Here is a 12424-nt window from a genome sequence, read left to right as displayed (position 1 = left end):
GACGCACATGAGCATCCGTACGCTGATCAGAGGCGGCCTCGTCGTCACCGCCGCCGACGAGGTCCACGCGGACGTCCTGATCGAGGACGGCCGGGTCGCGGCCCTCGCCGCCCACGGCTCGGCGGCAGCCGGGGCCTGGACGGCCGACCGCACGATCGACGCCACCGGGAAGTACGTGATCCCGGGCGGTGTCGACGCGCACACCCACATGGAACTGCCCTTCGGCGGCACCGCGGCCTCGGACACCTTCGAGACCGGGACCCGGGCCGCTGCCTGGGGAGGCACCACCACCATCGTCGACTTCGCCGTGCAGAGCGTCGGCCGCTCCCTGCGCGAGGGGCTCGACACCTGGTACGACAAGGCCGACGGCAAGTGCGCCGTCGACTACGCCTTCCACATGATCCTCTCGGACGTCAACGAGGGGACCCTGAAGGAGATGGACCACCTCGTCGGCGAGGGGGTCACCTCCTTCAAGCTCTTCATGGCCTACCCCGGCGTCTTCTACAGCGACGACGGCCGGATCCTGCGCGCCATGCAGCGGGCCTCGGGCAACGGCGGGCTGATCATGATGCACGCCGAGAACGGCATCGCCATCGACGTCCTCGTCGAGCAGGCCCTGGCGCGCGGGGAGACCGACCCCCGCCACCACGGCGAGGTCCGCAAGGTGCTGCTGGAGGCCGAGGCCACCCACCGCGCGATCCAGCTCGCGAGGGTCGCCGGCTCCCCCCTCTACGTGGTCCACGTGTCGGCGGAGGAGGCGGTGGCGGAGCTGGCGGCGGCCCGGGACAAGGGCCTGCCGGTCTTCGGCGAGACCTGCCCGCAGTACCTCTTCCTGTCCACCGACAACCTGGAGGAGCCCGACTTCCAGGGCGCCAAGTACGTCTGCTCCACCCCGCTGCGCCCGCGCGAGCACCAGGCGGCCCTCTGGCGGGGCCTGCGCACGAACGACCTCCAGGTGGTCTCCACCGACCACTGCCCCTTCTGCTTCCGAGGGCAGAAGGAGCTGGGCCGGGGCGACTTCTCCAAGATCCCCAACGGTCTCCCCGGCGTGGAGAACCGCATGGACCTGCTCCACCAGGCGGTCCTCGACGGGCACATCAGCCGCCGCCGCTGGATCGAGATCGCCTGTGCGACCCCGGCCCGGATGTTCGGCCTCTACCCGCAGAAGGGCACCATCGCGCCGGGCTCCGACGCCGACATCGTCCTCTACGATCCGCAGGCCGAGCAGGTCATCTCCGCCGAGACGCACCACATGAACGTGGACTACTCGGCGTACGAGGGCAGGCGGATCACCGGACGCGTCGACACGGTCCTCTCCCGGGGCGAACTCGTCATCGACCGGCGCGAGTACACCGGCCGGGCCGGCCACGGCGCCTTCGTCCCCCGCTCCATCTGCCAGTACTTGTAAGCCCCGCGAGCAGCAAGGAGCAAGGAGCCGCCATGGACTTCGGCCTCGTCCTGCAAACCGACCCGCCCGCCTCCCAGGTCGTCAGCCTCATGAAACGCGCGGAGCGCAACGGCTTCCGCTACGGCTGGACCTTCGACTCGGCCGTGCTGTGGCAGGAACCGTTCGTCATCTACAGCCAGATCCTCGCCAACACGCAGAAGCTGCACGTCGGCCCCATGGTCACCAATCCGGGCACCCGCACCTGGGAGGTGACCGCCTCCACCTTCGCCACCCTCAACGACATGTACGGCAACCGCACCGTCTGCGGGATCGGCCGCGGCGACTCGGCGATGCGGGTCGCCGGGCGCGCCCCCAACACCCTGGCCCGCCTCGGCGAGGCCATCGACGTCATCCGCGACCTGGCGGAGGGCCGTGAGGCCGAGGTCGACGGCAAGCCCCTCCGCATCCCGTGGATCAAGGACGGGAAGCTCCCCGTCTGGATGGCCGCGTACGGCCCGAAGGCCCTGGCCCTCACGGGTGAGAAGGCCGACGGGTTCATCCTCCAGCTCGCCGACCCCTTCCTCACGGAGTGGATGGTCAAGGCGGTCCGCGCCGCCGCCGCGGCGGCCGGCCGCGACCCGGCGTCGGTCACCATCTGCGTGGCGGCCCCGGCGTACGTCACGGCCGACGACTCGCCCCAGGCCCTGGCCCACGCCCGCGACCAGTGCCGCTGGTTCGGCGGCATGGTCGGCAACCACGTCGCCGACCTGGTCTCCCGCTACGGGGAGCACTCGGGGATGGTCCCGGACGAGCTCACCGAGTACATCAAGGCCCGCCAGGGCTACGACTACAGCCACCACGGCCGCGCCGGGAACCCGTCCACCGACTTCGTCCCCGACGAGATCGTCGACCGCTTCTGCCTCCTGGGCCCGGCCGAGGCCCACGTCGAGAAGCTGCGCACGCTGCGCGACCTGGGCGTCGACCAGTTCGCCGTCTACGACATGCACGACGCCCGGGAGGCCACCATCGACGCGTACGGCTCCGACATCATCCCGCTGTTCCGCTGACGCCCCGCGGGTGGGGCAGGCACTAAAATGCCCGGGTGAGTGAGCAAAGAACGCATGTGCGAATAGCGGGGGTGCGCCGGCGTCGCGCGACGGAAGCCCCCGCGCGATGGGCGGGGCTCATCGGGCGGTGGTGGCTGTTCGGACCGCTGGTGGGCCTGGCCGCGGCCGTGGCCATGGCCGTCCGGATCTTCCACAACGGCCCGATCGGGATGGCGGACAACGGTGACGGCCCGTCCCGGATGTGCGCCCTGGACACCTCCGTCCACCTCGACAAGGGTTCCTGGTGGTGGTTCCAGTACGCGAACTTCCGGTACGACCAGGCCAAGCCGGAAGCGTGCACGTCCGAGAACACCTATCCGGGCAGCGGCAAGTGGATGCCCATGCTGGCCCGGCCGCTGAGCCGGCTGCTCGGCTATCCGGGTGCGCTCGACCTCCGGGCCCAGGCGCTGCTCTGGTGCGTCCTGGTGGGGGTGGCCTTCGCGGTCTTCGCCATCGCCCTGCGGGGCCCGCTCCTGCTGCGCCTGCTGGTCTGCGGCGCGCTGTTCCTGGTGGTCGGGGACTCGGTGGTGGCGGGGTACGCCGCCTCGCCGTTCAGTGAGCTGGCCGGGCTGACCGGGCTGCTGTTCGCCGCCGTCGGCGCGGTCCATCTCGGCGGTTCGCCCCGGGCCAGGCTCGGCGGTCTGCTGCTGTTCACCGTCGGGTCGGTCACGCTGGTGGGCTCCAAGATGCAGGCCCTCACCATGGCCGTCCCCCTCCTGGCGCTCCTCCTCTTCTCCAAGGTGCCGGTCGGCCGGCTCGCCGGACGGTTCTCCGCGCGGGCGCTGCCCCTGGCGGCCGCGCTGGTGATCGGAGCGGCGGGCACGCACACGCTGCTGTTCCAGATGCAGGCGTTCAAGGAGATCAACCGGACTGAAATGATCTTCGTCGGAATCATGGGCAAGAGCCCCGACCCGGCCAAGGACGCCGTCGAGCTCGGACTGCCCGCAGACTTCGGCCAGTACGCCGGGCTGAACTGGTGGGGCGAGAAGGCGCCCCAGAAGGATCCGCGCTGGCCCGAGGTGAAGGACCGCATCACCTACGCCAACATCGGCACCTACCTGGCCAAGCACCCCGGCGTCGCGCTCCGGATCGCCGACGGCGGGCTGGACGACTTCGCCGCCTCCCGGCCGGACAACCTCGGCTCCTACCCCGTCAGCGCCGGCAAGCCGGCCAGTGCCCAGGAGCACCGGCTGGCCCTCTACACCGGATTCCTGCGGACCCTGGGCGGCGGCTGGGTGCTCGGCCTCCAGTTCGCGCTCGCGGTGGCCGGAGCCTGGTGGATGCGCCGCAGCGGGGACGATCCGCGCCGCCGCGCCTTCCTGGCCATGATGATCTGCCTCGGCGGAGCCACCCTGACGCAGTTCGTCACCGCCATGTACGGCGAGGCGATCGAGAACACCAAGCACCTGATCTACGGCATCTTCGCGACCGGCCTGGCCTTCGTCCTGGCGGCCGCCACCGTGCTGTGCACCCCCGCCTCCGCGCCCTTTGAACCCGAGGGGGAAGCCGAGGAGGAGGCGGCCGCGGGCGAGAGGCACGCGACCCCGGCAGGGCTCGTCCGATAAGCCGAATTGATCGGGTTAAGATGCCACGGCAGACGCAAGCTGCCCACCGCGGCCCGTGTACGAGGCCGCCGCAGGCGTGGTTCCGTGTGGGGCCGCCGCCCTGGTCGGACCGGCCGGGCGCGTCATTGCTTGGAGAGTTCCCGCCGTGTTCGGACAGCCTTCCCGTTCCCCTGCCGTTGTGACCGGCGCCGCCGTCGTGGCCCTGGCCGTCGCGCTCGCGGGATGCGGGACCGCCAAGGGCGACAAGGGCGAGAAGGGGAAGAAGGGCCCGGCGGCCGCGAGCAGTCCGGCCGCCGCCGCTTCGCCCTCGGCCGCCGGCAAGGTGCAGATGCCGGCCGGGCCGGTGCCCGCCATGACCAAGGCCCGGGACACCGCCGTCGGCCCGGTCATGGTGACCAGGCTGGCCGGCCCGAAGTCCGGGGTGACCGGCCAGGTGTGGGTGTGGCTCCCGCCCGAGTACCACGACCCCAAGTACGCCAAGACCGGCTTCCCGGTGCTGACCCTGTTCGCGGGCGGCCAGAGCAACGGCTACAACACCTGGGCCGGCGCCGAACTGCCGATCCCGGAGGAGGACGCGCGGCTGGTCAAGGCCGGCAAGGCCCACCCCTTCATCATGGTCATGCCGGTGCAGAACTTCAGCGGCGACGAGAAGAAGGCGCTGGACTGCTCGGACATCCCCGGCCAGCCCAAGATGGCGACCTGGATGGCCCAGGACGTCCCGGACTGGGTCCGGGCCAACTTCCGCACCCTGAAGGGCCGCGACAGCTGGGGCGTCATGGGCGCATCCACCGGCGGGTTCTGCAGCGCCAAGCTCGCCCTCCAGTACCCGGACGTCTACAAGGCCGCGGTGCCGATCGACGGCTACTTCGCCCCCGACTCGCGCCTGTGGCAGGGCCACGACGCGGAGAAGGCGGCCAACAACCCCGACCTGCTGGTCGCCCAGGGCAAGGCCGACGTGAAGATGCTGGTCACGGCCGGCGGCGCCGACGGGTACGAGAAGGGCGTGGTCAAGAGCTGGATGGCCAAGGCGGCCCCGCCGGTCGCCCTCGAGTACTACGAGCAGCCCGGCGGCAAGCACCTGACCTCGGACTTCAAGAAGATGATCCCGGACGCCCTGCAGTGGTTCACGAAGAACCTGGAGGGCCCCGCCCACGACTGACCCGCCCGTACGGACGATCATCGAACCGGCAGTCGCGGGCGGACGCGGGGAGGGGCGGCATGGCGGGGACCGTCGGCACGGACGTGGCGGAGGAACTGGCACGCGCCGGGGCGGAGGAACAGGACCGGATCCTGGAGGAACGCGCGGCGGAGGTGGCCGACGCCATGGCCGACGGGTTCGGCCGCCGGCACCCGGAGTACGCGGCGAAGCCCGGGTTCGCCCGCTGGCAGCTCGGGGCCCTGGCCGTCGCGGCCGCCGCCGGCCTGACCGGGCTGGTGGCCGCGCCCATGGCCGTGCTCGCGCTGCTCACCGCGCTGGTGACGGCGTACAGCCTGCTGCACGTCGTGGTCATGCTGGCCGGCCTGGGCCGGGGCGGAGCCCTCGCGGGGGCGGACGACGTCCCGGCGCCGGACGCCGAGCTGCCGTTCTACACGGTGCTGGTCCCCGCCTACCGGGAGGCCGGGGTGATCGGCGGCCTGGTCCGGCACCTGGCCGCCCTGGACTACCCGCCGGACCGGCTGGAGGTGCTGGTCCTGGTGGAACGGCACGACCCCGGCACCGCCCGCGCCGTACTGGCCGCGGACCCGCCCCCGTTCGTCCGCCTGGTACGCCTCCCGCCGGGCCCGCCGCAGACCAAGCCCCGCTCGGTGAACCTGGGCCTGCTGCTGGCCCGCGGCGAACTCCTGGTCGTCTTCGACGCCGAGGACCGGCCCGACCCCGGACAGCTGCGCCGCGTCGCGGCCCGGTTCGCGGCGCGTGGCGGGGAACTGGCCTGCGTACAGGCGCAGCTGCTCTTCCACAACGCCGCGGACAACTGGCTGACCAGGCAGTTCGCCATGGAGTACGCCCTGCGCTTCACCCTGGCGCTGCCCGGGATGGTACGGCTGGGGATGCCGGTCCCGCTCGGCGGGACCAGCAACCACTTCCGCACCGCGACCCTGCGCGCCCTCGGCGGCTGGGACGCCTGGAACGTCACCGAGGACGCCGACCTCGGCATGCGCTGCGCCGCCATGGGCCACCGTACGGAGACCATCGGATCGGTCACCTGGGAGGAGGCCCTCGGCGCCGTCCGCCCCTACGTCCGCCAGCGCACCCGGTGGTTCAAGGGGTTCCTGCTGACGACGGTCGTGCACACCCGCCGGCCCCGCCGGACCGTGCGCCGGTTCGGCTTCCGGGGCCTGCTCACCCTGCTCGGGATAGTCGGGGGCGCCGCGGTCGCCTCGTTCGTCCAGCCGCTGCTGGCCGCCCTGACCCTGATCGGCCTCTGCGGCCCGGCCCGGTCCTCCGCCGGGGCCGGCCTGCTGCTGCCCTGCGTGGCGGCGCAGGCCGTGGCGGCCCTCGCCTGGACCGCCATCACCTTCACGGCGGCGAGGCGCGCGGGCCTCGGGTCCCCGTGGCACGCGCTCCTCACGCCGCTCGCGTCGGTGCTCTGGTGGTTCGCGGCCTGGCGGGCGGTGCACCAGCTGGTCTTCTCCCGGTTCAGCTGGGAGAAGACCCCGCACGGAGCCGGTGTCAGTTGACGTTGACGGCCTTCCAGGCGGCCGCCACCTGCTGGTACTCGGTGCCGGAGGCGCCGTAGAGGTCGGCCGTCGCCTTCAGGGTCGCGGTGCGCGCGCCCGCGTAGTTGGTCGTCGAGGTCATGTAGGTGGAGAGCGCCTTGTACCAGATCTTGTACGCCTTGGTGCGGCCGATCCCGGTGACGGTGGAGCCGTCGTAGGTCGGGGAGTCGTAGGACACCCCGTTGACCGTCTTGGCGCCGCTGCCCTCGGAGAGCAGGAAGAAGAAGTGGTTGGCGACGCCGGAGGAGTTGTGGACGTCGAGCCGGCCCACGTTCTTCGACCAGTAGTCGGCGGAGGCGCCGTCCTTGCTGGGCTTGTCCATGTAGCGCAGCGGGCTGCCGTTGCCGCGGATGTCGATCTTCTCGCCGATGAGGTAGTCGCCGGGGTCGGCGGCGTTGTTCGCGAAGAACTCCACGGAGGTGCCGAGGATGTCGCTGGTGGCCTCGTTGAGACCGCCCGACTCGCGGCTGTAGTTCAGCTTGGCGGTGGCGGCGGTCAGGCCGTGGCTCATCTCGTGGCCGGCGACGTCCAGGGAGGTGAGCGGCTTCTGGTTGTTCGCGCCGTCGCCGTAGGTCATGCAGAAGCAGCCGTCGGACCAGAACGCGTTGACGTAGGCGTTGCCGTAGTGGACGCGGGAGTACGCGGCCTTGCCGTCGCCGGCGATGCCGTTGCGGCCGAGCTCGCTCTTGTAGAAGTCCCAGGTGACGGCCGCGCCGTAGTGGGCGTCGACGGCGGCGGTCTGGCGGTTGGACGGGGTGCCGTCGCCCCAGGCGTCGTCGGCGTCGGTGAAGAGGGTTCCGGTCGCGGTGGAGGTGGCGCCGTTCAGGTCGTACGTCTTGTGGCCGCCGCGGGTCGCGTCGGTCAGGCCGTACGCGGACCCGCTCTGCGTGGTGGAGAGGGGGACGGTGCCGGAGTAGCCGCTGGTGCCGGTCCCGGTGTCGATGGCCTCGTAGGCGTAGAGCTCGGCGCCGGTCGCGGCGTCGGTGATGACGTGGCGCTCGCTGGGGGTGCCGTCGGGCTGGGTGCCGGTGACGACGGCCTCGTAGGCGAAGACCGGGTTGCCGGTGGCGGCCCAGACGACCTGGCGCGCGCCGGCCGGGGCGGGCTTCGTGCTCCGGGCGGCCGCCGGAGCGATCCGGGCCTCGGTGCCCTTGGTGGTCTTGCGGCTGCCGTCCTTCTTCCGGTGGACCACCAGATCGCCGCCGAGGACGGGGAGTCCGGCGTAGGTGCGCTCGTAGCGGGTGTGCACGGTGCCGTCGGCGTCCTTGATCACGTCGCGGGCGACGAGGCGCTCCTCGTCGGCCAGGCCGATGGCGCGGGCGGTGCCGGCGGCCTCGCCCTGGGCGGCGGATATCGCCTGGGCGCGGGCGGCGGTGGACAGCGTCAGGGCGGTGGCGCCCACCTCGCGTTCGGCCGCCGCGCTGGCGGCGCCGCTCTGGGCGGCGACGGCGACCATGGCGGCCGAGGCGACCACGGCGGCGGTGCGCAGCATCCGGGCGCGGTTGCGGGAGGTGGGGGTGGAGGACATGGGGTGGGTCACTCGCTCTCCTGGTGTCGTGGGGGACGCCGGGGAGATTGCCAGAGTGCAGACCCTCAATGACAGGTACGCAACAATTATTTGACCTGCTGTTATCCGAAGATCGGTGATCGGCATCCGCTGACCGGTCGAAACCGGCGGATTCCGGCGCCCGCCCCGGAGGGGTCGGGCGCCGGCGGCCGGGCCGGGGCCGGGCCTACTGGACGCCGGGGATCCGGCGGGCCTTGAACGCGGCCGTGACGGCGTCCGCGGCGCTCTGGCCGTACATGCTCCGGGCGGTGTCGATCGTGGCGAGCGCCGCTTCCTTGAAGCCCGTGTCCGGGGCGAAGCGGAACTGCGCGTTCACGATGATGCGGTCGGCGGTCCTGGCGCCGAGCGCGCCCCGGATGTCGAAGAGCGCGCGGGACCAGATCTCGCCGTCGGCGTGGACCTCGCCGACCCGGTCCTCGTACACCTTCGTCCCGTCGACGCGGCGCAGGCAGTGCGGGGCGGGGCTGTACGGGACCGAGTCCCAGTCGGCGACGCACGCCCGGTCCGCCGCGCGGGGCCAGCCGTACGCGGTCGCCGCATGGTCGCCGACCTCCACCGCCAGGTAGTCGCCGAAGGCCTCGCCGATCGCCCCGGCCTCCGGGGAGCTGCCGAAACCGGGGACCTGCGCGTCGTGCACGGCGTGCCCGTACTCGTGGACGATGACCTCGGCGTCCTCGGCGTCGTCCACCCCGCCCTTGCCGAAGCGGATCTCGGCCTTCTTGTCGGTGAAGAAGGAGTTGTCCGCTCCCCACTGGTTGATGCGGACCGGCTGGACGCGGTCGTTGGCGCCGCGCAGCTCGCTGCCGAAGCCGAGGCCCTGGAGGTACTCCTGCGCCTCGTTCACCCAGAAGTAGGCCATGACCTGCTCGAACTGCTCGTCGGAGCGGTCGTAGCGGGCGGCGTCCGCCACCGAAGCGGGCGCCCCGGTCTCCGACCGCACGGCCGCCCATCTGCCCGAAAGCCCGCCGCCGGCGTCGAGGTTGCGCAGCGCGACGGTGGCGTAGGCCGAGGCGGGTATCGCCGAGGCGGAGTCCTTGGCGTCGGTGAGCGTCTGGTCGCCCGACGACTGCACCGGGTTGACCATGAAGACGCGGCCCTGCGGAAGGGCGCCGCCCGCCGGCCGGGGCGCGGTGGCCGAGGCGGGGACGGCGAGGCCGAGCAGGGCGACGGCGGCGGTGGCCGTCGCGAGCAGTCCGCGGGGTGTGCGGGACATGGACATCCTCCTGTGCAGGGTGCGGAGTACGGGAGAAAACGCGGTCGCGTGGTGCGGACGCGATCCTGGACCACCCGCGGCCCCTTTGACCAGGCCTCGGGAGCATCGGGTCGGCCCGTCGGACGTTCCATTTTTTAGGTCATCCGACCTATAATCTGCTCCATGAGCGACGAACTGCTTCACGATCCGGCCGGCCCCGTCCTGATCACCGGCGGATACGGCACCGTCGGCGCCGAGATCGCCCGGATGGCCGCCGCGGACCATCCCGTCCTGCTGACCGGACGCACCCCCGGCCGGGGCCGCGAACTCGCGGACGAACTCGGGGGCGAGGCGCGGGCCTGGGACCTCGGGGATCCGGCGCCCTTCCGCGCGGCGGTCCGGGCTGTGATCGGCGCCGTCAACGACCCCGACGACCGGGTGCTGCGCGCCGCCGTCGCGGGCGGCGTGCCCTACGTCGACATCACCCGGTGGACGGCCCGCCTACAACGGGCCGTCACCGTGGCCGCGCTGCTGCGCCCCACCGCCCCCGTCCTGCTGTCCTCCGCCTGGATGGGCGGGGTGAGCAGCCTGGTCGCCGCGCGGCTCGCCGAGGACCTGGGCGGCGCCGAGCGCGTCGAGATCGCCGTGCGCTGGGACATGGCCGACCGGGCCGGAGCCGACTCCGTGGAGTTCATGGACCGGCTCGGCGTCGGCTTCGAGGTGGTCGACGGCGGCCACCGCCGGCTCGCCACCCCGCTCACGGACGCCCGTACGGTACGCGTCGCCGGGGCGCCTCTTCGGGTCGCCCGCATCGACACCCCCGAGCAGTACACGCTGCCCCTCACCCTCGCCGCCGCCACCGCCGCCACCCGGATCGGCTTCAGCTCCGCGGCCGCCACCCGCGCCCTCCTCGCGCTGCGCGGCACGGGCTTCTTCCGCTGGGCGGGCGGGGAACGCTGGGCCCCCGCGCGCCGGGCGCTGCTGCACTCACCGGGCGAGGGCGGCACCGCCGTCCTGCGGGTCGACGTCGAGCACGGCGGCCGGAGCCGGTCCGCGACCGTCACCGACCCGCGCGGCCAGAGCCACCTGACGGCGGTGGGCGCGGTCCTCGGGCTGCTGCGGGTGCTCGGCACCGACGGGGCCCCCGCCCCGGAGGGCGTGGTCTTCCCCGAGCAGCACCCCGACCCCGGCGCGGCGGCCGCGCTCCTCGCCGGCCACGGCGTACGCGTCGACCTCGCCGCGGACCCCGCCGCCGGTACCGGCTCCGCCGCGGACGCCGCGTGAGCGCCGGACCGACCCCCAAGGGGGAACTCCGCCGCACCGCACTGCTGGACGCCGCCGAGCGGATCCTCGGCTCCGCCGGCGGGGCCGAGCTCACGATGCGCGCCGTCGCCGACGCCGCCGGGGTGCGCCTGGGCCACCTCCAGTACTACTTCCCGGCCCGCTCCGACCTCGTGGCCGCCCTGCTCGACCGGATCCTCGCCGCCTCCCTGGAGCGCGTCGCGGGCCTCACGGGCGGCGCGGGACCGGCTGCCGCTTCCGCCCCCGGATCCGCCTCCGTCCTGGACGCGGCGGCCCTGGACGCCGCCCTGGACGGCGTCCTCGGCGAACACGAAGACCTCCCCCTGGTCCGCCTGTTCACCGAAGTCTGGGCCATGGCCGCGCACGACCCGGCGGCCGCCACCGCCGTACGCGCCTTCTACGACCGCTACACGGACCACGTCGCCGGCTTCGTCCTGCGGCTGAACCCCGGCCTGACCGGGGCGGGCGCGCGTTCCCGGGCCGAGGTCTTCGTGATGGTGATGGAGGGCGCGGCCCTGTTCCGCTCGGGCATCGCTGGCTCCCCGGGCCCCGCGGCCGAGGCCCGGCTGCGCGGCGTCCTGCGGGACCTGCTCGCCTGATCCTGACCGCCGCAGGGCCCTGACCTGCGGCAGTTCACCCGAAGTTCCTCCCGTGTCCGGGCCGCGGACCGCAAATGGCGATGGGCTTCGCCGCCCGGGCATGCTTTGCTGGAGGCATGATCGATGAATTTCCGGCCCTTGACCTGTCCGCTGTCGACGAAGCCGTCCGCAAGGCCGCGGCGGTCGAGATCATGCCCCGGTTCCGGCAGCTCGCCGAGCACGAGGTGGACCAGAAGAGCGGCCCGCACGACCTCGTGACCGTCGCCGACCGGATGGCCGAGGAGCACCTCACCGCCTCCCTGACCCGGCTGCTGCCCGGCTCCGCCGTGGTCGGCGAGGAGGCCGTCCACGCCGACCCGAACGTCTACGGGGCGCTGCGCGCCGACGCCCCCGTCTGGATCGTCGACCCGGTCGACGGCACCCGGCAGTTCGTCAACGGCGAGCCCGGCTTCTGCACCCTGGTCGCGCTCGCCCTGCGCGGCGAGATCCTCGCCTCCTGGACCTTCGCCCCGGCCCTGGAGGAGATGGCCACCGCCGTGCGCGGGCAGGGCGCGTACGTCAACGGCAGCCGGATCCACAGCGGTTCGCCCGAACCCGGAGCGGAGCTGCGCGTGGCCATGGCCCACCCGCTGTACACCACCGAGGAGGACCGCCGCAGCCTCGCCCGGCTCGACGTGCCCGGCGTCGCCGCCCGGCCCTGCGGTTCGGCGGGCCTGGAGTACCTGAGGGTGGCGCGCGGGGAGATGGACGCCCTGGCCTTCACCTGGCCCTCCGCCTGGGACCACGCGGCCGGACTGCTGCTGGTCGCCGAGGCGGGCGGCGCGCAGAGCACCGTCGCGGGCGTCCCGTTCCGCGTCGACCGGGACAACGCCCTCCCGTTCGCCGTCGGCCGCGACGAGGCCACCGCGATCCGCGTCCGCGACCTCCTCCGGGGCGCGTGACCGCGGCAGAGGGCGGGTGTTGACGGACACCCCCCCAGGGGGTGCCC

Annotated in this window: 10 protein-coding genes; 8 read left to right on the top strand and 2 right to left on the bottom strand. The window is 73.1% G+C overall.

From position 1 onward, the window contains the following. The first annotated feature begins 7 nt into the window (after positions 1 to 7). From hydA to OG553_RS05185, 5 genes are all read left to right on the top strand, one after another. A complete protein-coding gene (gene hydA / locus OG553_RS05205; RefSeq protein WP_405977838.1) occupies positions 8 to 1408 on the top strand; it encodes a dihydropyrimidinase in 1401 nt (466 codons plus the stop codon). A 32-nt stretch (positions 1409 to 1440) separates the two neighbouring features. Next, positions 1441 to 2454, top strand: coding sequence for a TIGR03842 family LLM class F420-dependent oxidoreductase (locus OG553_RS05200; protein WP_405977837.1), 1014 nt, complete (start codon positions 1441 to 1443; stop codon positions 2452 to 2454). Positions 2455 to 2489: 35 nt separating this feature from the next. Beyond that, positions 2490 to 4058, top strand: coding sequence for a hypothetical protein (locus OG553_RS05195; protein WP_405977836.1), 1569 nt, complete (start codon positions 2490 to 2492; stop codon positions 4056 to 4058). A 178-nt stretch (positions 4059 to 4236) separates the two neighbouring features. Beyond that, the gene (locus OG553_RS05190; RefSeq protein ID WP_405977835.1) at positions 4237 to 5217 is read left to right on the top strand and encodes an alpha/beta hydrolase; all 981 of its coding nucleotides are present in this window, start codon (positions 4237 to 4239) and stop codon (positions 5215 to 5217) included. 59 nt (positions 5218 to 5276) lie between these two features. Beyond that, positions 5277 to 6737, top strand: coding sequence for a glycosyltransferase (locus OG553_RS05185; RefSeq protein WP_405977834.1), 1461 nt, complete (start codon positions 5277 to 5279; stop codon positions 6735 to 6737). On the opposite strand, the gene OG553_RS05180 is transcribed toward OG553_RS05185, so the two are convergent. Further along, positions 6730 to 8304 carry a M4 family metallopeptidase gene (locus OG553_RS05180; RefSeq protein ID WP_405982962.1) on the bottom strand — a complete coding sequence of 525 codons (1575 nt, stop codon included), beginning with the start codon at positions 8302 to 8304 and terminating at the stop codon, positions 6730 to 6732. The genes OG553_RS05185 and OG553_RS05180 overlap by 8 nt on opposite strands. Before the next feature lie 205 nt (positions 8305 to 8509). Next, the gene (locus tag OG553_RS05175) at positions 8510 to 9556 is read right to left on the bottom strand and encodes a M4 family metallopeptidase (RefSeq protein WP_405977833.1); all 1047 of its coding nucleotides are present in this window, start codon (positions 9554 to 9556) and stop codon (positions 8510 to 8512) included. A 162-nt stretch (positions 9557 to 9718) separates the two neighbouring features. On the opposite strand from OG553_RS05175, the gene OG553_RS05170 reads away from it, so the two are divergent. The 3 genes from OG553_RS05170 (at position 9719) to OG553_RS05160 (ending at position 12377) form a co-directional block, all read left to right on the top strand. Beyond that, on the top strand, positions 9719 to 10819 hold the full coding sequence (locus tag OG553_RS05170; protein WP_405977832.1) for a saccharopine dehydrogenase: 1101 nt from the start codon (positions 9719 to 9721) through the stop codon (positions 10817 to 10819). Next, positions 10816 to 11436 (top strand): TetR/AcrR family transcriptional regulator, encoded by a 621-nt coding sequence (locus OG553_RS05165; protein ID WP_405977831.1) that lies wholly within the window; start codon positions 10816 to 10818, stop codon positions 11434 to 11436. The genes OG553_RS05170 and OG553_RS05165 overlap by 4 nt, the downstream gene beginning before the upstream one ends. A 116-nt stretch (positions 11437 to 11552) precedes the next feature. Next, positions 11553 to 12377 (top strand): inositol monophosphatase family protein, encoded by an 825-nt coding sequence (locus OG553_RS05160; RefSeq protein ID WP_405977830.1) that lies wholly within the window; start codon positions 11553 to 11555, stop codon positions 12375 to 12377. The last annotated feature ends 47 nt before the right edge of the window (positions 12378 to 12424 follow it).

Source organism: Streptomyces sp. NBC_00158 (assembly GCF_045160885.1).
Classification (GTDB): domain Bacteria; phylum Actinomycetota; class Actinomycetes; order Streptomycetales; family Streptomycetaceae; genus Streptomyces.
Note: the sequence above shows the minus strand (reverse complement) of the source record. Positions and strands in the feature narration are given on the sequence as shown.